Consider the following 23,135-nt stretch of genomic DNA (forward strand, 5'->3'; position numbering starts at 1 on the left):
CTCGATTATGTCTGACATCGTCTGGCGCAGCGTCGCGATCGGCATCGGCGCAACCGCGCTTATGGATGTCTGGGCGATTTTCCTGAGCAAGGTGTTTGCTCAACCGCGGCCGAACTGGGGGCTGGTCGGCCGCTGGGTCTGGCATCTCAGGGAAGGCAAGGTCTTCCATGACGACATTGGCGAGGCCTCGCCCTACCCGCATGAATCAGTACTTGGCTGGGCCTTTCATTATGCTGTCGGCATCGTCTACGGCGTCATACTGGTCGTGCTGGCCGGAACGGCCTGGCTCACCGCGCCGACCTTCCTGCCGGCTTTTATGCTCGGCATCGTCACCGTCGGCGCCGGATGGTTTCTGCTGGCGCCCGGCATGGGCGCCGGCTGGGCCGCTTCGAAGCGGCCCAATCCGATGCAGGTCCGCGCCCTCAATCTTGTGTCGCATACGGTGTTTGCCATCGGACTGTTCGGCACCGCCCTTCTGATCCGCTGACACGCCAGTTCAACCGGATCAATAACTCTGGGTCGAGCGCCCGACCTTCTTGGCCGCCGATTGCCTGGACTGGGTGCCTTCCTTCGGCGGCACGGACGCGAGCACGGGTTTCGCCGACTTCGTCTTGAATGGCGCCATGCCGAGCCGCGCCAATTCGTCGGCGCGCTCGTTCTCAGGATGGCCGGCATGGCCCTTGACCCAATGCCAGGTGACCTGGTGGCGGTTGCGCGCAGCGTCGAGCTGCTGCCACAGCTCGGCATTCTTCACCGGCTGTCGGGCAGCGGTTTTCCAGCCGTTGCGTTTCCAGCCATCGATCCAGCCGAAAATGCCGTCCTTGACGTAATTGCTGTCGGTATAAAGGTCGACGACGCAAGGCTCCTTGAGCGCATTGAGCGCCGAGATGGCCGCCAACAGTTCCATACGGTTGTTGGTGGTCAGAGCCTCGCCACCATGGAGCTCCTTGATTGCGCCGTTGAAGCGCAGGATTGCGCCCCAGCCGCCAGGCCCGGGATTGCCCGAACAGGCACCATCGGTGAAGATTTCAACGCGCTTGGTCATGTCAGTCCATATTCGGAAGGAGAGTTGATCGCCCGGTGGAAGCGCATCCGGCGGATATACTCGGTCGGGTCGCGTTTCATCACCAGCCCGCCGTCCGGGACCGTCAGCCAGTCGTAGAGCCGGGTCAGCATGAAGCGCAGCGCCGAGCCGCGCGCCAGCATCGGCAGCGCAGCTTTCTCGTCACTGCTCAACGGCCGCACGCTTTGGTAGCCGGCAAGCAGCGCCGTGCCCTTGGTCAGATTGAAGGAAAAATCCTTCTCGAAGCACCAGGCGTTCAGGCACGTGGCAACGTCATAGGCGTAGAGGTCGTTGCAGGCGAAATAGAAGTCGATCAGCCCGGACAGTTTCTCGCCGAGGAAGAACACATTGTCCGGGAAAAGATCGGCATGGATGATGCCTTGCGGCAGACCGTTCGGCCAGTTCCGCTCGAAATCGGTGAAATCGGCATCGACCTCGGCCGCCAGTCCCGGCTCGACCTCGTCGGCGCGGGCGCGGGCGGCATTCCACAGCTTGCGCCAGCCATCGATGGCAAGGGCGTTGGGGCGGGTCATCGGAAAATCCGCGCCGGCGAGATGCAGTGCCGCCAGCGCCTTGCCGACCTCGCCGCAATGCGCAGCCGTCGGCCGCCGCAGCGACAGGCCTTCGAGAAAGGTGATGATGACCGCCGGCCGGCCGGCAAGTGTTCCGATCACACCGCCATCATGTGCGGTGACCGGGAGCGGGCACGAAATGCCCTTTCTGGCGAGGTGGGCCATGAGGCCGAGAAAGAACGGCAGGTCAGCCTTGTCGACGCGCTTCTCGTAAAGCGTCAGTATGTAGGAGCCGCTGCTGGTGTGCAGCAGAAAATTCGAGTTTTCGGTGCCTTCGGCGATGCCCTTGTAGGACAACAGGTCGCCGACCGGATAGTTCCTGAGGAATGCGCCGAGCTCGCCCTCGTTGACGTCGGTGTAGACCGCCATCGTTGCTACGCGGCCCCGTTGACGAAGGCCATGTCGGCAGCCGTCAGTTCGACATCGCGCAACACCCGCATCACCGGAAAGTCCTCCGTCTCCGTCGCCGTCACGGCCAGCTCGATGGTCACGTCGAAGCGCTGCCTGAACGCATCGACGATCTCGTCGACGATGATCTCCGGCGCCGAGGCGCCCGCCGACAGGCCGAGCGTCGAAATGCCGGCAATCTCATTCCACGGAATTTCGGAGGCGCGCTGCACGAGAAGCGACATCGAGGCGCCGGCGCGCTCGGCCACTTCGACCAGGCGCCGCGAGTTGGAGGAGTTGGGTGCGCCGACAACCAGGAAGAGATCGGCGCCGGCCGCTGTTTCCTTGACCGCTTCCTGGCGATTGGTGGTGGCATAACAGATCGATTCCGCCGCCGGCGCGTGCAGCTCGGGAAAACGCTGCTGCAGGGCGCGGATGATACCGGCGGTGTCCTCGACCGACAGCGTCGTCTGGGTGACGAAGCCGAGCGCTTGCGGGTCTGCAGGCACGAAGCTTGCGGCGTCGGCCTCGGTCTCGATCAGAGTGACCGCGCCGTCCGGCAACTGGCCCATTGTGCCGATCACCTCTGGATGCCCGGCATGACCGATCAAAAGCACGTGGCGGCCAAGCCGCTGATGGCGCATTGCCTGCTTATGGACCTTCGAGACCAGCGGGCAAGTCGCATCGAGATAGAACAGGTTGCGGGACTTGGCGTCGGCTGGCACCGATTTCGGCACGCCGTGCGCCGAAAAGACGACCGGGCTCTGGCGATGCTCGGGCGGGATCTCGGAGAGCTCCTCTATGAACACCGCGCCGAGGCTTTGCAGCCCTTCGACGACGTAGCGGTTGTGCACGATCTCGTGGCGGACATAGACCGGCGCGCCGTATTTCTTCAGCGCCAGCACGACGATCTGGATGGCACGGTCAACGCCCGCACAGAAACCGCGGGGCTGGCAGAGCCGGATGGTCAGCGGCGGCTTTGTGTGAAGCATGATTGCATCTTACGCTGATTGTAGGCCGGTTGATCGGACTATGACTTCTGAGCTCAAGGCGCGAAATGAGGTGCGCGGCCCTGCCCTGTCAAGGGTAGTGGCGGCGATCATTGGTCTTTCGCCGGGCGGCGGAGCCAGGAGATCAGGACGCCGGCAAGGGCGGCGGCAAGGCCGTACCAGGTTATCGCATATTGCAGATGGCTGTTCGGCAGGTCGATGACGGTGACACCGCCAACTGGCAGCCCGCCGGGGTTGGGCGTGGCGTTCGCATCGATGAAGATCGGCACCAGCGCCGCACCTGTCGGCAGGCCGGCGCTCGAAGCCATCGCGTCACGATCTTTCCAGTAGAAGATATTCTTCTGCGGATCATTGTCGGGAAGCATCATCGAGGGCTTGGCCGGCAGCGGGTTGCGGGCGAGCCCCGTCACCGTCACTTTGCCCGTTACCTGCCCCTGCGGCCGCTTGGCTGGGTCCTTGAAATCGTAAGGCACGAAGCCGCGGTTGATCAGCACGAAACGGCCATCGTCGAGCTGTAGCGGCGTGAAGACGTCGAAACCGGACTGGCCTTCCCAGGTGGCGAGGAAATGCCGCTCGTCTTGATGCAGGAAAGTGCCGGTCACTATCACCGGCGTGTAGTCCACGTCGCCGGCGGCAGCAAACCGCTTTTCGAGCTCGGCCAATGGCACGGGCGCCGAATGCGTGCGCTGGTCTATTGTCTCGAGAAGGCCCTCTTTCCAGTGCAGGCGCTGAACCTGCCAGGTGCCGAGCGCCAGCAGGATCAAAAACACGACGATACCCAGGCCGAGCGCCAATGCGCGCTTGGGCTGCGACCGGCCGGCCACCAAACCTGATGCCTCGCTCATTCGCCGCGGTCCAGCCGGCCCTCGGCCGCCTTGTTGCGGTATTGCAGCGTCAGCAGCACGCCCTTGATCAGCCTGAGCGCCGCCAGGCAAAGCACCAGCGTCAGCGGAATCCACAGCAGCAGGTGCAGCCAGAGCGGCGGATTGAGCGTCACCTCCATCCACAACGCCAGGCCGACGACGATAAAGCCGATGATCAGGATAACGAACACCGCCGGCCCGTCGCCGGCATCGGCGAAGGAATAATCGAGGCCGCAATTGGAGCAGCGATCACCGATCGTGAGGAACCCGGAGAACAGCTTGCCCTCGCCACAGCGGGGGCAGCGGCCATGCAAGCCGGCCGAGATCGGATCGATTGGTGGCCAGATCGCCTTGTCGTCGCTCATGAGGTCATCCTAGGAGCATTTGCCGCAAAAGATAAGGCGGCCACGTCGCCGCAGCCGCCTTGTCGATTTCCTCAGCTCGATCTCAGTGCGGTTCGATCATCGCGCCGTTCGATGCCCAGACGTAGATCGAGGCAAACAGGAACAGCCACACCACGTCAACGAAGTGCCAATACCAGGCGGCGGCCTCGAAGCCGAAATGCTGCTTGGGCGTGAAGTCGCCCTTCATGGCGCGGATCAGGCAGACCAACAGGAAGATCGTGCCGATGATGACGTGGAAACCATGGAAGCCGGTCGCCATGAAGAAGGTGGCGCCGTAGATCGAATCCCTGAAGCCGAACGGCGCGTGCATGTACTCATAGGCCTGCACCATGGTGAACAGCATGCCGAGGCCGACGGTCAGCACCAAGCCATTGATCAGGCCCTTGCGGTCGCCGTGGATGAGCGAGTGGTGCGCCCAGGTCACCGTGGTACCCGACAGAAGCAGGATGACGGTGTTGTAGAGCGGCAGATGGAAGGGGTCGAGAACCTCGAGGCCCTTGGGCGGCCAGACGCCGCCGGTGAAGGCGGTACGGGCGTATTGATGGACCTCGCCCGGAAACAGGCTGGCGTCGAAGAAGGCCCAGAACCAGGCGACGAAGAACATCACCTCGGAGGCGATGAACATGATCATGCCGTAGCGCAGATGCAGCGACACGACACGGGTGTGGTGTCCCTCATGCGCCTCCTTGATCGTATCCGACCACCAGGCGAACATCGTGTAGATGACGATCAGCAGGCCGATGAAGAACAACCATGGATTAGCGATGTTGAAACCGAAGATCGGGAAATCGCCGCCCTTGAGATATTGCATGTAACAGACGCCGCCGAACGCGGTCACCAGCGCCCCGACGGAGCCCAGGAAAGGCCACGGGCTCGGGTCGACAAGGTGGTAGTCATGTTGTGGTTTTGCGTGTGCGTCTGCCATGTCAACCCCCGAGGCTTGCTTCGGTATCTGAAATCTTGTTGCGGCGGCCGTCGGCCGGCACCGATGATGCGACCGGCTTGGTCTTGTCGACCGGGAACATCGTGTAGGACAGGGTAATCGTCGTCAGATCCTTCAATTCCGGCGCGTTGACGATGTCGGGATCGACATAGAAGACGACCGGCATGTCCAGCGTCTCGCCCGGCTTCAGCGTCGTGTCGGTGAAGCAGAAACACTCGACCTTGTTGAAGTAAGGTCCGGCCAGTTCCGGCTGCACGTTGAAGGTGGCGCGTCCGGTGATGGGACGGCTGAATTTGTTGGTCGCGCTGAAATGCGCCTCGGCGGTTTCGCCGATCTTGATGGTGATCGAGCGGGCGACCGGCTGGAATTGCCAGGGAACGCCGGCGGTGTTGGCGTCGAAGCGGATGGTGATGTCGCGATCGAGCACCCGATCGGCATATTGCTGGGTCGCCCGTTTGACGGTGCCGCCGTAGCCTGTCGCCTGGCAGAACATCGCGTAGAGCGGCACCGCGGCGTAGGCCATGCCGATCATGCCGCCGAAGAACGCGATGCAGACGCCGGCGACGACGCGGTTCGTGTTTTTCTTCGTAGGATCGGTGACTGTTTGCCTGGTCATTGTGAGCTCACATCGAGCCGGGGAAACTGTGACCAAATTTCACGATGGTCGCGACGTAGAATATGACGACCAGCGCCGCCAGCGCGAAACCGATTGCGGCCGAGCGATTGCGGCGGGCCTTCTGCTGACGTTCGGTCAGCGTGACCAGTTCAAGCTTCTTTTCGATCATGCTCATGCTCCACCGATGGTCAGCGCGCGCGCGACAACGCAATCGCCAAGGTAGGCGGCGAAGATGGCGAAGAGATAGAGCAGCGAATAGCCGAACAAGGCCTTGGCCGGCTTCATCGCCCGGTCGTCATCGGCCATTTGCAGCACCTTCCACGCATACCAGACGAAGCCGGCGCCGAGCAGCAATGCAACGATGCCATAGGCCGGCGTGGTGAAGCCGAGAACCCATGGCAGCACGCCAACCGGTGCGAGGACCAGCGCATAGGCAAAGATCTGGCGCCTGGTCGAGGCCTGGCCGGCGACATTCGGCATCATCGGAATGCCTGCCTTCGCATAGTCCTCCGACTTGAAGAGCGCGAGCGCCCAGAAATGTGGCGGCGTCCACAGGAAAATGATCAGGAACAGCACCAAGCTTTCGAGGCTGACCGATCCGGTTACCGCCGCCCAGCCTATGACCGGCGGAATGGCACCGGCAGCCCCGCCGATGACGATGTTCTGCGGCGTCCAGCGCTTCAGCCAAATCGTATAGATGACGGCATAGAAAAAGATGGTGAAAGCCAGAAGCGATGCTGCCAACCAGTTGACCAGCACGCCGAGCGTCATCACCGACAGAACCGACAGCACCAACCCGAAACTCAATGCCTCGCCCGGTCGGATGCGGCCGGCCGGCACGGGACGGCCGGCGGTGCGCGTCATCACCGCATCGATGTCTGCGTCGTACCACATGTTGAGCGCACCGGAGGCGCCGGCGCCGATGGCAATAGCCAGGATCGCGATCACCGCCAGCACCGGATTGATGGTCACCGGGGCGGCGACCATGCCGACAAACGCAGTGAACACCACCAGCGACATGACGCGCGGCTTCAGCAGGGCGAAGAAATCGCCCGCCGTCGCTTCCGACATGCGGAAGCCCGGCTCGTCAATCAGTCTGTCTTCGGCAAGGGCCATGCGTACTTAAAGTCCATCATTCCGTTGGCCAAAACCGCCGGCCGGCGGTTCCGTATTAAGGAGGCAACCGCCTACTTGATCTTCGGCAACTGTTCCCACTGGTGGAACGGCGGCGGCGAAGGCAGCTGCCATTCCAGCGTGGTCGCACCCTCGCCCCAAGGATTGGCGCCGGCGACCCGCCTCTTCTGGAACGCCTCGAAGACGCCGAAGAGGAAGATGACGACGCCGACAGCCGAGATGTACGAGCCGTAGGACGACACCATATTCCAGCCGGCGAAGGCATCCGGATAGTCGATATAGCGACGCGGCATCCCGGAGAGACCGAGGAAGTGCTGCGGGAAAAAGACCAGGTTGACGCCGACGAAAGTGACCCAGAAGTGGGTGTTGGCGATCACCGGCGAATACATGTAGCCGGTCATCTTCGGGAACCAGTAGTACCAGCCGGCGAAGATGGCGAAGACCGCGCCCAGCGACAGCACGTAGTGGAAGTGCGCGACCACGAAATAGGTGTCGTGCAGCGGGCGGTCGAGGCCGGCATTGGCCAGCTGCACGCCGGTGACGCCGCCAACAGTGAACAGGAAGATGAAGCCGATCGCCCACAGCATCGGGGTCTTGAGCGAAATCGACCCGCCCCACATAGTGGCGATCCACGAGAAGATCTTCACACCCGTCGGCACCGCGATGACCATGGTGGCAAAGACGAAATAGCGCTGGGTGTCGAGCGACAGGCCCGTCGTGTACATGTGGTGGGCCCAGACGATGAAGCCCACCGCGCCGATGGCAACCATCGCATAGGCCATGCCGAGATAGCCAAACACCGGCTTCCTCGAAAAGGTCGAGATGATATGGCTGATGATACCGAAACCCGGCAGGATCAGAATGTAGACCTCCGGATGGCCGAAGAACCAGAACAGGTGCTGGAACAGGATCGGATCGCCGCCGCCGTCCGGGGCGAAGAAGGTGGTGCCGAAATTGCGGTCGGTCAAAAGCATGGTGATGCCGCCGGCCAGCACCGGCAACGACAGCAGCAGCAGGAAGGCGGTAATCAGCACCGACCAGGCGAACAGCGGCATCTTGTGCATGGTCATGCCGGGCGCGCGCATGTTGAAGATGGTGGTGATGAAGTTGATGGCGCCAAGAATCGAGGAGGCGCCGGCTATGTGGATTGACAGAATCGCCAGGTCCATGGCCGGTCCAGGCTGGCCCGATGTCGACAGCGGCGGGTAAAGCGTCCAGCCGCCGCCGACGCCGTAGGCGCCGGGCGCACTCGGGACGAAGGCCGAGAAAATCAGCAGAATGAAAGCCGGCGGCAGCAGCCAGAACGACACGTTGTTCATGCGTGGGAAGGCCATATCCGGCGCGCCGATCATGATCGGCACCATCCAGTTGGCAAAGCCGCCGATCAGCGCCGGCATCACCATGAAGAAGATCATGATCAGCGCATGCGCGGTGGTGAAAGCATTGTACATGCTCTTGCCGCCGTCGATGGCGGCGTCGCCATTCATGCCGTAGACCATCTGCGCCAGGCCAGTGAAGATCTGGATGCCCGGCTCCTGCAATTCCATGCGCATGACGACCGACAAGGCGCCACCGATGCAGCCCGCCATGATCGCGAAGATCAGATAAAGCGTACCGATGTCCTTGTGGTTGGTCGAATACACCCACCGGACCCAGCCATGATACGGCTTGTGGTCGTGGTCGTCGTGAGCTGCAGCGTGCGCCATGGTCGGCTCCGTTCCCTGAATCTTTTCTGGTCGCGGCATCAATTGCCGGCGGCCGCTACCTTGTTCGTGCCATCGACCTCGGCCATCAGCGCCTTGTTGGCGCCGGGAAGGTCGGTCTTGGCTGCCGCCAGCCAGGTCTTGTATTGTGCATCGGAGACGACGCGAATGGCGATCGGCATGAAGGCGTGGTCCTTGCCGCAGAGTTCCGAGCACTGGCCGTAATAGAGGCCTTCCTTGTCCGCCTTGAACCAGACCTCGTTGATGCGGCCCGGCACCGCATCGGTCTTGATGCCGAAGGACGGCATGGCAAAGGCGTGAATGACGTCGGTCGCCGTCACCAGCACCCGGGTCATGGTGCTGACCGGCACCACCATCTCATTGTCGACGGCGAGCAGGCGCGGATACGCGGCGCGATCTTCCTTGCCGGCAGCAGCCCTGTCGGAATCCTGAAGGATCGCGGAATTAAAGGAAAGCGTGTTGTCGACCTGGTATTCGTAGTCCCAGTTCCACTGATTGCCGGTCGCCTTGACGGTCAGCTTGGCTTCTTCCGGCGGCGTGTATTGCGCGGTCAGCAGCTGGAACGAGGGAATGGCGAGACAGAGCAGGATGACGACGGGACCGACAGTCCAGATGACCTCGATCAGCGTGTTGTGGCTGGTGCGCGACGGCGTCGGGTTGACGCTCGCCCGGAACCGCAAAATGCAGTAGGCAATCAGGAAAAGCACCAAGGCGGTGATCACAATGATGAACGCAAACGAGTAGTTCCCGAACCACTCGATCTGCCGCATAATGTCGGTTGCCGGAGGCTGAAAACTGGTTTCCCAAGGTTGGGGCTGGGCTGCATGAGCGGATGCAGCGGCAAACAACGTGGCGGCGGCAGTAGCTACGATTTTGGCGGTTGCCAGGAATTTTCTCATCGCCCTCGTCATCTCCCAGTTCCTCGCGATCGGACCGCAAGAATGTCGAACAATGCCGGGACGGGAATCCCGGACAATTCAAGGCTGGTTCAAACCATACTCTATTTGCCTCCGCAAGAAAGGAGCGCCGGAACCCGTGCGGCATTTTTGCGCGCAAGCGCGGCGCTGGCTTCGTGCGGTGACGGCTCGCCGCGAATCACCAGAGCGGCATCCGGGTAGAATGAGCCGCGCGGCGCGCGGAACCGTCGCAATTAGGGCGAAATTGGCACGGAAAAGCGCATTGTTGCCTGTGTCGGGGCAGATCGCCGGGGTCTCGTCCTTTACTTGGGTTTAGTGCGGCTTAAAGTGCCGTGATTCGCAATGGAGCCGTCATGAACCCTTGGCTTTCGAGAACCTTGGCGAAGGTCATCTTTGTTGCCGCCGCAATAGCGTTGTCCGGCGCCGGCCTGGCCAATGCCGCGCAGCCAAGCGGCACGGTGAAGTCAACGCACGGGGCGTGGTCGATCATCTGCGATACGCCCGCCGGTGCTACATCCGAACAATGCGTGATGATGCAGAACGTCGTCGCCGAGGACCGTCCGGAAATGGGTCTTTCCGTTGTCGTGCTGCGCACAGCCGACAACAAGGCCGAAATCCTGCGTGTGCTGGCGCCGCTCGGCGTGCTGTTGCCCAACGGCCTCGGCCTCAATGTCGACGGCAAGGATATCGGCCGCGCCTATTTCGTGCGCTGTTTCCAGGACGGCTGCTATGCCGAGGTCATCCTGGAAAAACCGCTGCTCGACACGCTGAAGACCGGTACGTCCGCCACCTTCATCGTCTTCCAGACGCCGGAAGAGGGCATCGGCATTCCCGTCGACCTCAAGGGTTTCGCCGACGGCTTCGCCGCCCTGCCTTGAGACTGGGTCTTGTAGCGCGATCCAGTGAGTTGACCGGCCGAGGTCACGGCAAATCTCATTTCAGATTGTCTGTGCGGGCCTTCGCGCCTACATCGTGGGAAACAATCCTCCTGCGAATGGACCTGCCATGAACAGCCTGATCGGCCAATTTGACATTTCCGACGATCGCATCAAGCAAATCGTTGCCGAGACTATTAACGGCGCCGACGACGGCGAACTGTTTCTCGAATATAGCGAAAGCGAATCGCTGATGTTCGACAATGGCAAGCTGAAGACCGCGAATTTCAACACCGACCAGGGTTTCGGCCTGCGCGCCGTCGCCGGCGAAGCCAGCGGCTACGCCCATTCCAGCGATCTCTCCGAAGCCTCGCTGCTGCGCGCCGCCGATGCCGTTTCGACGGTGAAGAGCGGCTATTCCGGCACGCTTGCCGCAGCGCCTGCCCGCACCAACCGCCATCTCTACAGCGACGGAAACCCTATCCCCTCGCCTTCCTTCGAGGCCAAGGCCAAGCTGCTTCAGGAAATCGATGCATGGCTGCGGGCCGAGGATCCGCGCGTCAGGCAGGTGACGGCGTCGCTCGCCGCCTCCTGGCAGCATGTCGAGATCGTGCGCACCGACGGCCAGATGGTGCGCGACATCCGTCCGCTGGTCAGGATCAACGTGTCGGTGGTGGTCGGCGACGGCGACCGCCAGGAGAGCGGCTCCTACGGCATGGGAGGCCGCAAGGATTTTGGTGAATTCCTGATCGAGGACAGCTGGCGGCACGCGGCCAAGGAGGCATTGCGGCAAGCGCTGGTCAATCTCGAAGCGGTTCCAGCACCTGCCGGCACTTTCGACATCGTGCTGTCGAGCGGCTGGCCGGGCGTCATGTTGCACGAGGCCGTCGGCCACGGGCTGGAAGGCGATTTCAACCGCAAGAAGACGTCGGCCTTCGCCGGCCTGCTTGGCCAGCAGGTGGCGGCGAAAGGCGTCACCGTCGTTGATGACGGCACCCTGCCCGAGCGGCGTGGGTCGCTTACCGTCGACGATGAGGGCACGCCATCGGCCCATAACGTGCTGATCGACGATGGCAAGCTGGTCGGCTACATGCAGGACCGCCAGAACGCCCGGCTGATGGGCATGAAAGCCACCGGCAACGGGCGACGCCAAGGTTACGCGCACGAGCCTATGCCGCGCATGACCAACACCTACATGACAGCAGGCGACATGGAGCCGGACGAGATCATCGCCTCGGTCAAGAACGGCATCTATGCCGTGTCGTTCGGCGGCGGCCAGGTCGACATCACTTCGGGCAAGTTCGTGTTCGGCTGCACCGAAGCCTACATGATCGAGAACGGCAAGGTGACGCAACCGATCAAGGGCGCCATGCTGATCGGCAACGGGCCGGATGCCATGCATCGTGTGGCGATGATCGGCAACGACATGAAGCTCGACACCGGCATCGGCATGTGTGGCAAGGCCGGACAGGGCGTGCCGGTCGGCGTCGGCCAGCCGCATCTCAGGATGAACCAGATGACAGTCGGCGGCACCAGGGTTTGATGGAGTTGACGCCGAATTATCGCCGCTCCGGAACAACCAATCCCCGCCGCCCACTGCCTTGTCATCGCTTTAAGTAGGAGTAGCTTGCGCCTTGAATTTGCCGAGAGCTTCGACTATCTTACATTCGTCTTACACCTAAGGACGTGCGCAGATGGCTGCCGCAAAGAAGCTCGTAACTACGGTCTCGACCAAGGGACAGGTCATCCTGCCCAGCGCGATCCGGAAACGGAGGGAATGGCATGCCGGCACACGCCTTCTGGTCGAGGATACCCCGGAGGGCGTGCTACTGAAGCCTGCGCCAGTCTTCGCCGAGACACGGCCAGAGGACGTGTTTGGATCGCTGCGCTATAGTGGCAGGCCGAAGACGTTGGAGGAAATGGACGCGGGCGTGCTCGCCGAAGCGCGGCGGCGCCATGCTCGCAATTGATACCAACCTGATCGTCCGCTACCTGACGGGCGATCACCCGTCGCAGTCTTCCCGCGCCCGGGCGCTGATCGATAGCCAGCCGGTCTTTGTCGCCGTCACGGTGATGCTGGAAGTCGAATGGGTGTTGCGCAGCGCCTACGGTTTTGCGCCGCTTGAAATCGCCCGTACGCTACGGGTGTTTAGCGGGCTTCCCACGGTAGAGGTGGAAGACGGGGCGGTCGTGTCGTCCGCGCTCGACCTCTCGGAACAGGGGTTGGATTTCGCTGATGCGCTGCATCTGGGCAAGTCCGCTCACTGCGCTGGCTTCGCGACTTTTGACCGCAAGTTCGTCAGGGCCGCGAAGGCGGCCGGATACGAACGCGTGCAAGAAGCATAGCAGCTCACAGCGGCCCAGCGCGGCACAAAAGCGCGCCACAGGGTCAGCCTGGTTTCAGGCATAGATGCCGGAGCGGACTGCCTCCAGATAGGCAAGCACCTTGTCCGTCTTGCCTTCGCGAACCAGATCGTAGGCGGTCTTTCCGGCCCAACCGGGGATCGGCTGATGCTTGAACCAGATCGCCGCACGATGTTCATCACCGGCCATCTCGCCGGCCATCGCCAGGATACGGACGATGGGACTCAATGCGGCGTCGACCTTGCGCGCACCGGACTCGGCGGCAAGCGTGTTGCGCGCGAGACCGGTCAGCCCCGCCAGTTCTGTCGTATTGACCCCTAGCAGTTCAGCGACCCGCCTTGGCGAGAGAAACGGCGCCCGCTCCTCGCCGAAGCACGATGGCGAAATTTCGAAGGCTGCGGTGCTCGTGGCAATTCCCTAGCACGGTCTGAACGACGTGCGCTAAAAATGTGCTTTTTTGGTGCGCGTTTCAGGCCCTGGCTGCTAGCGTCTTCGTCTCGGCTTCTCCAACAGCGCCACGGCCTCGACATGCGGCGACCACAGGAACTGGTCGATCGGCGTCACGCTCTTCAGGGTATAGCCGCCGTCCATGAGGATGCGTAGGTCCCGCGCCAGCGTTACCGGATTGCAAGACACCGCGGCGACGAGCGGCACGTCGCAGCGCGCGATCTGCTTCGACTGGTCCTCGGCGCCGGCGCGAGGCGGGTCGAAGACAACGCCGTCAAAGGCATTCAACTCCTTGAATGTGAGCGGCCTCCGGAACAGGTCGCGACGTTCGCCGGTCACCCGCTTCAGGCCGCTGGCGAAACGGAATGCCCGGTCGAGCGCCGCGAGTGCTGCCGCATCGCCTTCCACCGCATGAACCTCCGATCTTGCGGCCAGGCGCAGCGCGAAGCTGCCGCAGCCGGCGAAGAGATCGGCGACCTTTTTGGCGCGCGCGAAATGCTGGCCGACAATGTTGGCCATCGCCTGTTCGGCAGCTTCGGTCGCCTGCAGGAAAGCGCCCGGAGGCACTGCGACGGCGACGCCACCAAACAGGACGACCGGTTTGTTTGGTTCGATAATGACCTCGCCGTCGACCGACAGCCTGGCTAGCCCCTCGGCGATGACGAAGTTGGAAGCGACGCGGCGCTGGTTCTCGCCGAGCTTGCCGGAATCGTGAACCGCGACATCGAGGCCGGAACCGGTCACCGTCACCGCCATGTGGAACGATTTGGTCGTGGTGCAGATCAGTCCGGCAAGCATCCTCAAACGGTCGAGCGCAGCGACGATCTGCGGCGCCGAGATCGGGCATTCCTCGATCGAGATGATCTCGGATGACAGCGCGCGAACGAAGCCGAACTGCATTCCCGCCTCGCTCCGCCGGGCGGTGAAGACGACGCGGCGGCGCGTGTGCGGCGCGCACGGCACCAGCGCCCCGACATCGCAAGCGATGCCCTTGCTCTTCAGCGCATGCACGACCTTTTCGCGCTTCCACCGGTGATAGGTTTCAGTCTCGAGATGCTGGACGGCGCAGCCGCCGCACGCGCCGAAATGCCGGCACGGCGGATCGACCCGCAACGGCGAAGCCTCAAGGACCGACATCAAGGTGGCGCGATCTTTCTCCCGCGCGGCGGTGACGACCTCTCCCGGCAGCGCGAACGGAATGAAAACCTCGCCGGTTTCCGTCTCGGCGATGCCGTCGCCCTGCGAGCCCAACCTTGCGATCGTGAAACGGGTGCTCATCGCTTCTGGGTCTCGACGTCCTTGATGCCGCCGAGCAGGAACTCGCGGTTGCCGTCGCCGCCCTCTATCGGTGACAGATGAAGCCCCAGCGAGCGCCAGCCGGGAATGGCATCGAGCCAGTCCTGCATCAGGCCGGCAATGCGCGCCGCATCATAGGGGTCCTTCAGCAGGCCGCCCTTGCCGATCGCCTCGCGGCCGGCCTCGAATTGCGGCTTGACCAGAAACACAGCTTTTGCGCCATTCCTGGCCAAGGCAAGCGCCGGCGGCAGCGCCAGTTTCAGCGATATGAAGCTGACATCCGAGACGATGAAATCCGGCACACGGCCGCCGAGATCGGCGGCCGATAGTTCGCGCGCATTCAGGCCTTCAATTACCGTCACGCGCGGATCGCCGGCGATGTTGGAGTGCATCTGGCCGTGCCCGACATCGATCGCCGTGACATGCGCCGCGCCGCGTTCGAGCAGCACCTGCGTGAAGCCGCCGGTCGAGGCGCCGACATCGAGCGCTTCGCTGCCGGTGGGGTCGAGGGCGAAATGGTCAAGACCAGCCTTCAGCTTCAGTGCAGCGCGCGACACGTAACCTTGCGCCGGATCGTCAACGACGATGTTGCACTCAGGCAGAACGGCCTGGCCCGGCTTGAGGGCGACGATGCCATCGACCGTCACGGTGCCGCGCTCGACCGCGTCGCGGGCACGCGAGCGGCTGGCAAACAGGCCGCGCTGGACGAGCAATTCGTCGAGCCGCTGGCGTATGCTGGCTGGCGGAAGGGAAGTCATCGGCCTTCATGGCGAAAGCCAACGATGATGGCAAGGAATTTGGCGATCAGACAAGGCATGGTTGGAAAGGCGGTGAGCGCATCAAGCCGCTGCGCTGTTTGTCGAGCCTCGCACGAGACCCGACGCAATGCTAAGAAAGAGATGCCGTTTAGCCGTCGAAACGTGGAGGAGGAACATGCTGACGGGAACCTGCCACTGCGGCGCAGCCCACTGGACCCTGGAGGGCGATCCCGGTTCGATCACTGCCTGCAATTGCACACTTTGCCGTCGCTACGGCACGCTCTGGGCTTACGACTATGTCGACGAACGCATCCGCCTTGCCGGGCCCGTAAGCGCCTATCGGCGCGTCGGAAAGGCTCATCCTTCGCTTGAGATTCTCTTCTGCCCAACCTGCGCTTGCGTCCTGGCCTGGCGCGGTTTGCATCCCGATGCGGCTGGGCGCTACCGCATCGCCGTCAATGTGAGGCTTGCGCCGCCCGAGGCCGTCGCCGATCTCCCGATCGACCATTTCGAGGGTCTCGATACATTCGAGGATTTGCCGAGAGATGGTCGCTATGTGCGGGACATGTGGTTCTAGTTTCTAGAGTCTCTTCGGGATCATGCTTTAGAAGATGGTCCGCGAAACCCGCCGTTCGACGGCCGGCGTCAGACCGTCGCTGCTGTCGCCGGACACCTGTGTGCGCGGCCGGTCAGCGGAACTGGACGCCTTCGGCAAGGTATCGGGCACGACGACGAATTGCGGCGCCTGCTTGTAGGAGAAGCCGCCACGGATCTCGCCGATCTTGCCGGCGACGACGCCCATCACCGCCTCTTCGAGTTTGCGGTCGTAGCGCGTTTCGGCTGTAGCCGACAAGACGACGATGGCCGCAAGCGCGATGCCGCCCAAAAGCGATCTCATTGGTCTGCTTTCCCCTGCCTGTTGCCTTCTAGCAGGGCAGCGTTGAAGAACGGCCAAAGGACACGGTAAGCAAATCGCCAAACGGCAGCGTAAACAGCATGTTACGACTGTTCGCCGGCAATTTGATTCAAGCGTTTGAGATATTGATTCAGACTAGCATCTTGCAGCCAAGTTGAATCGCGTCGGCGTCGCGGGAATGCGTCTAAAAGCTAGGCGCGCTGGGCCTGCGCGGTATGCCCCAGCGCCACGAACACGGTGCGCACGATGCCGGCGCTGTCCAGCCCGGCATCGGCATACATCTTTTCCGGCTTGGCATGGTCGACAAATGTATCGGGCAGCACCAGCGGGCGCACCTTCAGGCCGCTCTCCAGCAGCCCTTCATGGGCCAGGAACTGCAGCACATGGCTGGCGAAGCCGCCGACCGCGCCCTCTTCCACCGTCACCAGTATCTCGTGTGAACGGGCCAGCCGCCGGATCAGGTCCTCGTCGAGCGGCTTGGCGAAACGGGCATCGGCGACCGTGGTCGAAAGCCCGGCCGCGCCAAGCTCCTCGGCCGCGGCCAGGCAATCCTGCAGCCTGGTGCCGAAGGAAAGCAGCGCAACCTTGGTGCCTTCCCTGACGATCCGACCCTTGCCGATCTCCAATACCGAGCCCCGTTGCGGCATCTCGACACCAACGCCGTTACCGCGCGGGTAGCGGAAGGCGATCGGGCCGTCATCGTAGCTTGCAGCGGTGCGTACCATGTGGCGCAGCTCGGCCTCATCGGCCGCGGCCATGACGACGAAACCGGGCAGCGTCGCCAGGAAGGTCGTGTCGAAGGCGCCGCAATGGGTGGCACCATCGGCGCCGACGAAGCCGGCGCGATCGATCGGAAAGCGCACCGGCAATTTCTGGATCGCCACGTCGTGGACGACCTGGTCGTAGGCGCGCTGCAGGAAGGTCGAGTAGATCGCCGCGAAAGGCTTGAAGCCTTCCGTGGCAAGGCCGGCGGCGAAGGTCACCGCATGTTGCTCGGCGATGCCGACATCGAAGGTCCTCGCCGGAAACGCTTCGCCGAACAGATCAAGCCCAGTGCCGTTCGGCATGGCGGCGGTGATAGCGACGATGCGGTCGTCCTCTCGGGCCTCCTGGATCAGGCTTTCGGCAAACACCTTGGTGTAGCTCGGCGCATTGGCGGGCGCCTTGGCCTGGGCGCCGGTGATGACGTCGAATTTGTTGACGCCATGATATTTGTCGGCCGCCGCCTCGGCCGGGGCGTAGCCCTTGCCCTTCTGGGTCACGACATGGATCAGCACCGGGCCGTCGGCATTGTCGCGGACGTTCTTCAGCACCGGGATCAGGTGCTCGAGGTTGTGACCGTCGATCGGGCCGATGTGGTAGAACCCCATCTCCTCGAACAACGTGCCGCCGGTGACGTAACCGCGCGCATGCTCGACCGCTCGCTTGATGGCGCGATCGGCGCGCTCGCCGAGATAGGACGTCAGCTTCTTGCCGAAATCGCGCAAGCCCAGATAGGTCTTGCCCGACGCCAGACGGGCCAGATAGGCGCTCATTGCACCGGTCGGCGGAGCGATCGACATATCGTTGTCGTTCAAGATGACGATCAGCCGGGCATCGAGTGCGCCGGCATTGTTCATCGCCTCATAGGCCATGCCGGCCGACATGGCGCCGTCGCCGATGACGGCAATGACATTGTTGCGGCCATCGGACAGATCGCGCGCCATCGCCATGCCGAGGCCGGCTGAAATCGAGGTCGAGGAGTGGGCTGCGCCGAACGGATCGTATTCGCTCTCGACGCGACGCGTGAAGCCGGACAGGCCGCCCTCCTGCCGCAGCGTGCGGATGCGATCGCGGCGGCCGGTCAGGATCTTGTGTGGATAAGCCTGGTGGCCGACGTCCCAAATCAGCCGGTCGTCCGGCGTGTTGAAGACGTAGTGCAGCGCGACGGTCAACTCGACCACGCCAAGGCCGGCGCCGAGATGGCCGCCGGTGTGGGAAACGACGTCGATCAGTTCGGCGCGAAGCTCGGAAGCCAGCTGCGGCAGGTCGCCTTCGGCAAGCGTGCGCAAATCGGCTGGGACGCGGACCTTGTCGAGAAGCGGCGTATCGGGCTTTGCGTTCACTGTTTGCGAGCCTGGTCAGATTTTCTGTTCATCGTGAAATATGCCGCTGGCCGGCGAATGTAAATGTGGCGGTAACGCGCATCAGCTTTCGGGCAGCGGGATGAACTCTTGCTCGTCTCCAGGAACGATATCGAAGCGGCCCGTCTTCCATTCTTCTTTCGCCTGCTCGATGCGTTCCTTTGAGGACGATACGAAATTCCACCAGATATAACGTTTCGAACCGAGCGAAGCGCCGCCAAACAGCATGAAATGGGCGCCGCGTTCCGATGAGACAACGATCTCATCGCCGGGCCGGAAAACCAGCAGCCGCTCGGCCGGGAAGCGGTCACCGGATATCGAAACCTCGCCTTCCAGCGTATAGATGGCGCGCTCCTCGGCATCGGCCGGGATTTTCACGCTGGCACCCGGCGCCAGCCTGAGATCGGCATAAAGCGTGTCCGAAGCGGTGGCGACCGGGGAGCGCAGTCCGCAAAACGCACCGATGATCACACGGCCGCTAATGCCCTCCGCATCGATTTCGGGCAGGCGCAGGGCCGCGGTGTTCTCGAAGACCGGCGCGACTTCTTCCTTGCCGTCCGGCAGCGCCAGCCATGTCTGCAGGCCGGAAACCGACATCGGCGCGCCGCGCAGTTCTTCCGGCGTGCGCTCCGAATGGACGATGCCACGGCCGGCGGTCATCAAATTCACGTCCCCGGGCTGGATTACCATCTCGGTGCCGAGCGAATCGCGGTGCCTGATCTTGCCGTCGAACAGGTAAGTCACCGTAGACAGGCCGATATGTGGGTGCGGACGCACGTCGAGCGCCTGGCCCGCTCGCAGTACGGCTGGACCCATGCGGTCGAAGAAGATGAAGGGTCCGACCAGCCGGCGCCTGGCCGTCGGCAAGGCGCGGCGAACCTGAAATCCGCCGATGTCCTTGGCGTTCGGAATGACCATCAGCTCGATCTGATCGCTGGCGAAGGCATCGCCCATCTGCGGATCGTTTCGGGAAAGAAGCTCACGCGGTCCCCTCAGGCGAAGCGAAGTGCAGATTTGGCCTTCGCCTTGGCCGCCACCTCTTCGCGATTGCGCGGATACTGTGTCGTCTCGAGACTGTCGAGCAATTCGCGCGCCGAGGCGGCAATGGCCTCGACGGCATGGTCGAACGCATGCTGGTTCTGTTTCGACGGCCGCGTCGTTCCGCTCAGCTTGCGGACAAACTGAAGTGCGGCATCGCGGACCTCGTCATTGGTTGCCGGCGGATCGAAATTGAACAGGGTTTTGATGTTTCTGCACATCGTTCGCAATCTCCTCTCGTCCTGGAGCCGTTTCAAACGGGATGAGTTTTATCCTCAATCGTGATGATGTCCAAAGCCGGTAAGCAAAATTGTCGTTCGAGGCCGCGCCTCAATCCGCGTCCAACGGCTCTGTCCCCACCGGCTTGCCGTCACGCGACAGCCTGATTTTCTCGACCTTGTCCTCGGCCGCCTTCAGCAGCCGGTCGCAATGCGCCTTCAGCGCCTCGCCGCGCTCGTAGATGCGGATCGACTGGTCGAGCGGAACGTCGCCGCGCTCCAGATCGTCGACGATCCTCTCCAGCGCCTCGAGCGCCTGCTCGAAGCTCATCGCCTTGACATCCTCGTTGGTCTCACCAGCCATCGTCTATCCCTTCATCAGCCGCCCGACATGGGCGGCGACTGAAAATGCCAATCCCTGCAGATCGTAGCCGCCCTCGAGCACGCTGACGAGCCGGTTGCGGCTACGGCGCCCGGCTCGTTCGAGCAACTGGCCGGTCGCCCAGTCGAAATCATCCTCGGTCAGGTTGATCTCGGCCAGCGGATCGCGGTGGTGGGCATCGAAACCGGCGGAGATGATGATGAGGTCGGGCGCAAAATTGTCGAGCGCCGGCAGGATGCGTGACAGAAAGGCGTCGCGGAAACTATCGCTGCCGCTCTGCGGCGCCAGCGGCGCGTTGACGATGTTGCCGGCGCCGGTTTCGCTCACGGCCCCGGTTCCCGGGTAAAGCGGCATCTGGTGTGTCGAGCAATAGAGCACCGATGGATCGTCCCAGAAAATGTCCTGCGTGCCGTTGCCGTGATGCACATCCCAGTCGACGACGGCGACGCGGTCGGCGCCATGGTTCTTCTGCGCGTAGCGTGCCGCGATCGCGGCGGTGTTGAACAGGCAAAAGCCCATGGAGGTGGTCTTTTCGGCATGATGGCCGGGCGGCCGTGCGGCGACGAAGACGTTTTCGGCACGTCCGGTGAAGACGTCGTCGACCGCGGCGTTGGCTGCGCCGATCGCGGTCACGGCCGCCTGCCAGCTCTTCGGGCTGGCGGTGGTGTCGGCGTCGATACGGGCGATGCCGGTGTCCGGAATCGCTGCGCGGACACGTTCGACGAATTCGGGCGGATGCGCGTAAAGGATGGTTGCCTCGTCGCCTTCGGGCGCCTGGACGCGATCGAGCGCCGCGAAGGCCTCGTCGTCAAGCACACGCTCTATGGCGCGCAGACGGTCCGGTCGCTCCGGATGACCGGGCGGGGTTATGTGCTCGAGAAAAATCGGGTGGGTGTAAAGTCTCGTGACCATGCCCCGATATAGGCGCGCCTCGCCGCTTTGGCCATGTCTTCGCGCGCTGGTGACGCGATGTTCAACAGGGTTTAGGCAACCGGCGTCGGCTGAGCCCACCGCGAGCCGCCTTGGGATCGGCGAAAAGATGACCTCAGGCCGGTGATCGGTCAACCTCGGGCTGCATCGCCGACGGTCGGTCAGGCTTAGGCAGCTTGCCGGTGCGATTGAGCAGCCCTTCCAGAAGAACCTTGAACGCCTTCACTGCCTTCTTCGACGTCGCTTGGGGATCGTTCGAATTTGCGATCCACTGCGCCGCATGCAACGAGGCGCCGCTGACCAGCCTTGCCGCGGCTTCGGGATCGACGGCGAGAATTGTCCCCTCGTCGCTCAGTCTTTGCAGGCTCTCTGTCATCGAGCGGATGCATGTGCTCTGGCTTGGCCATTGCGATGGATCGCCGAGCACCGCCGGCCCGTCGCGAAGCACAATACGCTGGATCTCCGGCTCCAGCGCCATCTCGATATAAGCGGTGCATTCGTCGACAAAGCCCTGCCAGAGATTGTCCGGCTTGGCCGAAACGACCTTCAGCCGGGCCGACATTTCGGCATCGATCTCGGCGATGACCGCCTGGAGAAGGCCCTTCTTGTCGCCGAAGTGATGATAGAGCGCACCGCGCGTCAGCCCGGCCGATGCCGTGAAGTCATCCATCGACGCTTCGGCATAGCCGAGCGTGCCGAAGGCCTGGCGCGCCGCCCTGATCAGCTTTGCGCGGGTTTCGGCAATCATCTCCCTGCGTGGTCTATGCATGCTCTGGCCCTATTAACATACGTCTCGTATGCCAATTGACATACGCCGCGTATGATCTATTTAAACTCATACGCCACGTATGTAATCGCCGAACCGGCCGTTGTCGAGGAGCCAGACCATGCAAAATCCCTATTCCCAGATCTTTCGCGCGCCCGGCGCCAAGGGCTTTGCCGCCGCCGGCTTCGCTGCCCGGCTGCCGATCGCCATGGCTCCGATCGGGATCGTCGCGATGCTCTCGCAGACCGATGGCGAATACTGGCTGGCCGGCGCCGTCTCAGCGACATATGCGCTGGCCAACGCTTTCGTCGCCCCGCAGGTATCACGGCTGGTGGACCGCCTCGGCCAGACGCGGATTGTGGTGCCGACCACTGTGATTTCCACGCTCGCTTTCGCGATCCTGATTGCGGCGGCCAATCAGGATTGGCCGATATGGACGCTATTCGTCTCGGCGCTGCTCGCCGCCGTCATGCCCAGCATCCCGGCAATGGTGCGCGCACGCTGGACCGAGATTTTTCGCAACCGCCCCGAGCTGAACACGGCGTTCGCCTTCGAGTCGGCGGCGGACGAACTGGTGTACATCGCCGGCGCATCGCTGTCGGTCGGACTGAGCGTCGCGCTTTTCCCGGAAGCGGGAGTGCTCGCGAGCACATTGTTCCTCGCCTTCGGTTCGACGGCCTTCATCCTGCAGCGCTCGACCGAACCGCGAGCCCGACCGGTGGAACATGGTTCAGGCGGCTCGGCAATCCGCCTGCGGCCGGTCCAGATCATCACCTTGGCCCTGATCTTCATCGGCGCGACCTTCGCCACCACGGAGGTGAGCACCGTGGCGATCACCAAGGAGCTTGGCCAGCCAGGGGCCGCCAGCTTCGTCATCGGCGTCTACGCGCTCGGATCGTTCGTCGTCGGCATCATCATCGGCGCCCTGAACCTGAAACTGCCGCTGCAGATTCAGCTTGCCATCGCAATCGCCATCATTGCGCTTACCACGCTGCCGCTGCTCGTCGCCGACACAGTGCCGCTGCTGGCACTGGCCGTCTTTGTCAGCGGCGTGGCAATCTCGCCGACCTTCATCACGGCATTCGGCCTGATCGAGCGGCGCGTGCCCGAGGCGGTGCTGACCGAAGGCGTGACCTGGGTAATGACCGGCATCGGCATCGGCATGGCGCTCGGCTCCTTCGCCGCCGGCTGGGTGGTGGACGCTTTCGGCGCGCAGAACGGGTTCTGGGTATCGGTGGCATCGGGCACAATCGCGCTGGTGATCGTGCTCGCCGGCCAGCGCAGCCTTGTCGCGCCGGACTGCGACATGGCTGCATGCGACGCAGCCGCGGTCGCTGCGGAATAATTTCCGGCGCGTCCGGTCCCGAGGCGGGGCCGGACGCATACCAG

General features: G+C 63.0%; 27 protein-coding genes and 1 pseudogene. 7 read left to right on the forward strand and 21 right to left on the reverse strand.

All coding sequences use genetic code 11. The features are described from left to right. The first annotated feature begins 7 nt into the window (after nt 1–7). Nucleotides 8–487, forward strand: coding sequence for a DUF2938 domain-containing protein (locus NKH16_RS14865; RefSeq protein ID WP_352900067.1), 480 nt, complete (start codon nt 8–10; stop codon nt 485–487). Nucleotides 488–505: 18 nt separating this feature from the next. Here NKH16_RS14865 and rnhA read toward each other — a convergent pair whose 3' ends face one another. The 11 genes from rnhA to coxB all read right to left on the reverse strand — a co-directional run bounded on the left by rnhA (nt 506) and on the right by coxB (nt 9,627). Beyond that, entirely contained in the window at nt 506–1,045 is a 540-nt protein-coding gene (gene rnhA / locus NKH16_RS14870; protein ID WP_352900070.1) for a ribonuclease HI, read from the reverse strand. Continuing rightward, nucleotides 1,042–2,004, reverse strand: a complete 963-nt coding sequence (locus tag NKH16_RS14875; RefSeq protein ID WP_352743610.1) for a homoserine kinase — start codon at nt 2,002–2,004, stop codon at nt 1,042–1,044. Before NKH16_RS14875 ends, rnhA begins: the two co-directional genes overlap by 4 nt. A 5-nt stretch (nt 2,005–2,009) precedes the next feature. Next, nucleotides 2,010–3,014 carry a 4-hydroxy-3-methylbut-2-enyl diphosphate reductase gene (gene ispH, locus NKH16_RS14880; RefSeq protein ID WP_352748719.1) on the reverse strand — a complete coding sequence of 335 codons (1,005 nt, stop codon included), beginning with the start codon at nt 3,012–3,014 and terminating at the stop codon, nt 2,010–2,012. 107 nt (nt 3,015–3,121) lie between these two features. After that, the gene (locus tag NKH16_RS14885) at nt 3,122–3,877 is read right to left on the reverse strand and encodes an SURF1 family protein (RefSeq protein WP_352748722.1); all 756 of its coding nucleotides are present in this window, start codon (nt 3,875–3,877) and stop codon (nt 3,122–3,124) included. Then, the gene (locus NKH16_RS14890) at nt 3,874–4,260 is read right to left on the reverse strand and encodes a DUF983 domain-containing protein (protein ID WP_352900074.1); all 387 of its coding nucleotides are present in this window, start codon (nt 4,258–4,260) and stop codon (nt 3,874–3,876) included. Before NKH16_RS14890 ends, NKH16_RS14885 begins: the two co-directional genes overlap by 4 nt. Nucleotides 4,261–4,342: 82 nt before the next feature. Continuing rightward, on the reverse strand, nt 4,343–5,224 hold the full coding sequence (locus NKH16_RS14895) for a cytochrome c oxidase subunit 3 (RefSeq protein WP_352578608.1): 882 nt from the start codon (nt 5,222–5,224) through the stop codon (nt 4,343–4,345). A gap of 1 nt (nt 5,225) precedes the next feature. After that, nucleotides 5,226–5,858, reverse strand: coding sequence for a cytochrome c oxidase assembly protein (locus NKH16_RS14900; protein WP_352743607.1), 633 nt, complete (start codon nt 5,856–5,858; stop codon nt 5,226–5,228). Between the two features lie 7 nt (nt 5,859–5,865). Next, entirely contained in the window at nt 5,866–6,033 is a 168-nt protein-coding gene (locus NKH16_RS14905; RefSeq protein WP_502894815.1) for a cytochrome c oxidase system small membrane protein, read from the reverse strand. Beyond that, a complete protein-coding gene (locus NKH16_RS14910) occupies nt 6,030–6,974 on the reverse strand; it encodes a heme o synthase (RefSeq protein WP_352900077.1) in 945 nt (314 codons plus the stop codon). The genes NKH16_RS14905 and NKH16_RS14910 overlap by 4 nt, the downstream gene beginning before the upstream one ends. 71 nt (nt 6,975–7,045) lie before the next feature. Then, nucleotides 7,046–8,698, reverse strand: coding sequence for a cytochrome c oxidase subunit I (gene ctaD / locus NKH16_RS14915; RefSeq protein WP_352578610.1), 1,653 nt, complete (start codon nt 8,696–8,698; stop codon nt 7,046–7,048). A gap of 38 nt (nt 8,699–8,736) precedes the next feature. Beyond that, entirely contained in the window at nt 8,737–9,627 is an 891-nt protein-coding gene (gene coxB / locus NKH16_RS14920) for a cytochrome c oxidase subunit II (RefSeq protein ID WP_352821486.1), read from the reverse strand. Between the two features lie 359 nt (nt 9,628–9,986). On the opposite strand from coxB, the gene NKH16_RS14925 reads away from it, so the two are divergent. The 4 genes from NKH16_RS14925 to NKH16_RS14940 all read left to right on the forward strand — a co-directional run bounded on the left by NKH16_RS14925 (nt 9,987) and on the right by NKH16_RS14940 (nt 12,854). Next, on the forward strand, nt 9,987–10,511 hold the full coding sequence (locus NKH16_RS14925; protein WP_023674131.1) for an invasion associated locus B family protein: 525 nt from the start codon (nt 9,987–9,989) through the stop codon (nt 10,509–10,511). A 127-nt stretch (nt 10,512–10,638) separates the two neighbouring features. Continuing rightward, nucleotides 10,639–12,051 (forward strand): metalloprotease TldD, encoded by a 1,413-nt coding sequence (tldD, locus tag NKH16_RS14930; protein ID WP_352900081.1) that lies wholly within the window; start codon nt 10,639–10,641, stop codon nt 12,049–12,051. 151 nt (nt 12,052–12,202) lie between these two features. Next, on the forward strand, nt 12,203–12,478 hold the full coding sequence (locus NKH16_RS14935; RefSeq protein ID WP_352449889.1) for an AbrB/MazE/SpoVT family DNA-binding domain-containing protein: 276 nt from the start codon (nt 12,203–12,205) through the stop codon (nt 12,476–12,478). Further along, a complete protein-coding gene (locus NKH16_RS14940; protein ID WP_023674128.1) occupies nt 12,465–12,854 on the forward strand; it encodes a type II toxin-antitoxin system VapC family toxin in 390 nt (129 codons plus the stop codon). Before NKH16_RS14935 ends, NKH16_RS14940 begins: the two co-directional genes overlap by 14 nt. 54 nt (nt 12,855–12,908) lie before the next feature. Here NKH16_RS14940 and NKH16_RS14945 read toward each other — a convergent pair whose 3' ends face one another. The 3 genes from NKH16_RS14945 to NKH16_RS14955 all read right to left on the reverse strand — a co-directional run bounded on the left by NKH16_RS14945 (nt 12,909) and on the right by NKH16_RS14955 (nt 15,373). Further along, a complete protein-coding gene (locus NKH16_RS14945) occupies nt 12,909–13,259 on the reverse strand; it encodes an antitoxin Xre/MbcA/ParS toxin-binding domain-containing protein (RefSeq protein ID WP_502898868.1) in 351 nt (116 codons plus the stop codon). Nucleotides 13,260–13,355: 96 nt separating this feature from the next. After that, a complete protein-coding gene (locus NKH16_RS14950) occupies nt 13,356–14,597 on the reverse strand; it encodes a class I SAM-dependent RNA methyltransferase (protein WP_352900084.1) in 1,242 nt (413 codons plus the stop codon). Next, complete coding sequence (locus tag NKH16_RS14955; RefSeq protein WP_352678148.1) at nt 14,594–15,373, reverse strand: TlyA family RNA methyltransferase; 780 nt, start codon at nt 15,371–15,373, stop codon at nt 14,594–14,596. Before NKH16_RS14955 ends, NKH16_RS14950 begins: the two co-directional genes overlap by 4 nt. Before the next feature lie 175 nt (nt 15,374–15,548). Here NKH16_RS14955 and NKH16_RS14960 point away from each other — a divergent pair, with 175 nt between their 5' ends. After that, nucleotides 15,549–15,950: a GFA family protein gene (locus NKH16_RS14960; RefSeq protein ID WP_352830713.1), complete on the forward strand. Its 402-nt coding sequence runs from the start codon at nt 15,549–15,551 to the stop codon at nt 15,948–15,950. Nucleotides 15,951–15,977: 27 nt separating this feature from the next. Here the strand turns inward: NKH16_RS14960 and NKH16_RS14965 are convergent, their stop codons facing one another. The 7 genes and pseudogenes from NKH16_RS14965 to NKH16_RS14995 form a co-directional block, all read right to left on the reverse strand. After that, nucleotides 15,978–16,271, reverse strand: coding sequence for a hypothetical protein (locus tag NKH16_RS14965; RefSeq protein ID WP_352830714.1), 294 nt, complete (start codon nt 16,269–16,271; stop codon nt 15,978–15,980). 209 nt (nt 16,272–16,480) lie between these two features. Beyond that, nucleotides 16,481–18,394, reverse strand: a complete 1,914-nt coding sequence (dxs, locus tag NKH16_RS14970) for a 1-deoxy-D-xylulose-5-phosphate synthase (protein WP_023674120.1) — start codon at nt 18,392–18,394, stop codon at nt 16,481–16,483. Nucleotides 18,395–18,475: 81 nt separating this feature from the next. Continuing rightward, a pseudogene (locus tag NKH16_RS14975) lies at nt 18,476–19,395 on the reverse strand (pirin family protein). Between the two features lie 9 nt (nt 19,396–19,404). After that, entirely contained in the window at nt 19,405–19,671 is a 267-nt protein-coding gene (locus NKH16_RS14980) for a DUF2277 domain-containing protein (protein WP_292401119.1), read from the reverse strand. A 109-nt stretch (nt 19,672–19,780) separates the two neighbouring features. Next, nucleotides 19,781–20,032, reverse strand: a complete 252-nt coding sequence (locus NKH16_RS14985) for an exodeoxyribonuclease VII small subunit (protein WP_031211056.1) — start codon at nt 20,030–20,032, stop codon at nt 19,781–19,783. Between the two features lie 3 nt (nt 20,033–20,035). Continuing rightward, nucleotides 20,036–20,962, reverse strand: coding sequence for a histone deacetylase family protein (locus tag NKH16_RS14990; RefSeq protein WP_023674116.1), 927 nt, complete (start codon nt 20,960–20,962; stop codon nt 20,036–20,038). Nucleotides 20,963–21,095: 133 nt separating this feature from the next. After that, nucleotides 21,096–21,749 (reverse strand): TetR/AcrR family transcriptional regulator, encoded by a 654-nt coding sequence (locus tag NKH16_RS14995; protein ID WP_352900093.1) that lies wholly within the window; start codon nt 21,747–21,749, stop codon nt 21,096–21,098. Between the two features lie 118 nt (nt 21,750–21,867). Here NKH16_RS14995 and NKH16_RS15000 point away from each other — a divergent pair, with 118 nt between their 5' ends. Next, nucleotides 21,868–23,091 carry an MFS transporter gene (locus tag NKH16_RS15000; RefSeq protein WP_352900096.1) on the forward strand — a complete coding sequence of 408 codons (1,224 nt, stop codon included), beginning with the start codon at nt 21,868–21,870 and terminating at the stop codon, nt 23,089–23,091. The last annotated feature ends 44 nt before the right edge of the window (nt 23,092–23,135 follow it).

The sequence above is a fragment of the Mesorhizobium sp. M1307 genome (assembly GCF_040318155.1).
Taxonomy (GTDB): Bacteria; Pseudomonadota; Alphaproteobacteria; order Rhizobiales; family Rhizobiaceae; genus Mesorhizobium.

Coding starts and splice junctions, on each gene's coding strand:
- NKH16_RS14955 (WP_352678148.1), bottom strand. CDS start 15,373: ATGACTTCCCTTCCGCCAGCCAGCATACGCCAGCGGCTCGACGAATTG.
- NKH16_RS14990 (WP_023674116.1), bottom strand. CDS start 20,962: ATGGTCACGAGACTTTACACCCACCCGATTTTTCTCGAGCACATAACC.
- NKH16_RS14950 (WP_352900084.1), bottom strand. CDS start 14,597: ATGAGCACCCGTTTCACGATCGCAAGGTTGGGCTCGCAGGGCGACGGC.
- NKH16_RS15000 (WP_352900096.1), top strand. CDS start 21,868: ATGCAAAATCCCTATTCCCAGATCTTTCGCGCGCCCGGCGCCAAGGGC.
- NKH16_RS14910 (WP_352900077.1), bottom strand. CDS start 6,974: ATGGCCCTTGCCGAAGACAGACTGATTGACGAGCCGGGCTTCCGCATG.
- NKH16_RS14960 (WP_352830713.1), top strand. CDS start 15,549: ATGCTGACGGGAACCTGCCACTGCGGCGCAGCCCACTGGACCCTGGAG.
- NKH16_RS14900 (WP_352743607.1), bottom strand. CDS start 5,858: ATGACCAGGCAAACAGTCACCGATCCTACGAAGAAAAACACGAACCGC.
- NKH16_RS14905 (WP_502894815.1), bottom strand. CDS start 6,033: ATGAGCATGATCGAAAAGAAGCTTGAACTGGTCACGCTGACCGAACGT.
- NKH16_RS14985 (WP_031211056.1), bottom strand. CDS start 20,032: ATGGCTGGTGAGACCAACGAGGATGTCAAGGCGATGAGCTTCGAGCAG.
- NKH16_RS14890 (WP_352900074.1), bottom strand. CDS start 4,260: ATGAGCGACGACAAGGCGATCTGGCCACCAATCGATCCGATCTCGGCC.
- NKH16_RS14925 (WP_023674131.1), top strand. CDS start 9,987: ATGAACCCTTGGCTTTCGAGAACCTTGGCGAAGGTCATCTTTGTTGCC.
- NKH16_RS14965 (WP_352830714.1), bottom strand. CDS start 16,271: ATGAGATCGCTTTTGGGCGGCATCGCGCTTGCGGCCATCGTCGTCTTG.
- tldD (WP_352900081.1), top strand. CDS start 10,639: ATGAACAGCCTGATCGGCCAATTTGACATTTCCGACGATCGCATCAAG.
- NKH16_RS14940 (WP_023674128.1), top strand. CDS start 12,465: ATGCTCGCAATTGATACCAACCTGATCGTCCGCTACCTGACGGGCGAT.
- ctaD (WP_352578610.1), bottom strand. CDS start 8,698: ATGGCGCACGCTGCAGCTCACGACGACCACGACCACAAGCCGTATCAT.
- NKH16_RS14980 (WP_292401119.1), bottom strand. CDS start 19,671: ATGTGCAGAAACATCAAAACCCTGTTCAATTTCGATCCGCCGGCAACC.
- NKH16_RS14875 (WP_352743610.1), bottom strand. CDS start 2,004: ATGGCGGTCTACACCGACGTCAACGAGGGCGAGCTCGGCGCATTCCTC.
- NKH16_RS14865 (WP_352900067.1), top strand. CDS start 8: ATGTCTGACATCGTCTGGCGCAGCGTCGCGATCGGCATCGGCGCAACC.
- NKH16_RS14935 (WP_352449889.1), top strand. CDS start 12,203: ATGGCTGCCGCAAAGAAGCTCGTAACTACGGTCTCGACCAAGGGACAG.
- NKH16_RS14895 (WP_352578608.1), bottom strand. CDS start 5,224: ATGGCAGACGCACACGCAAAACCACAACATGACTACCACCTTGTCGAC.
- rnhA (WP_352900070.1), bottom strand. CDS start 1,045: ATGACCAAGCGCGTTGAAATCTTCACCGATGGTGCCTGTTCGGGCAAT.
- NKH16_RS14885 (WP_352748722.1), bottom strand. CDS start 3,877: ATGAGCGAGGCATCAGGTTTGGTGGCCGGCCGGTCGCAGCCCAAGCGC.
- coxB (WP_352821486.1), bottom strand. CDS start 9,627: ATGACGAGGGCGATGAGAAAATTCCTGGCAACCGCCAAAATCGTAGCT.
- ispH (WP_352748719.1), bottom strand. CDS start 3,014: ATGCTTCACACAAAGCCGCCGCTGACCATCCGGCTCTGCCAGCCCCGC.
- NKH16_RS14995 (WP_352900093.1), bottom strand. CDS start 21,749: ATGCATAGACCACGCAGGGAGATGATTGCCGAAACCCGCGCAAAGCTG.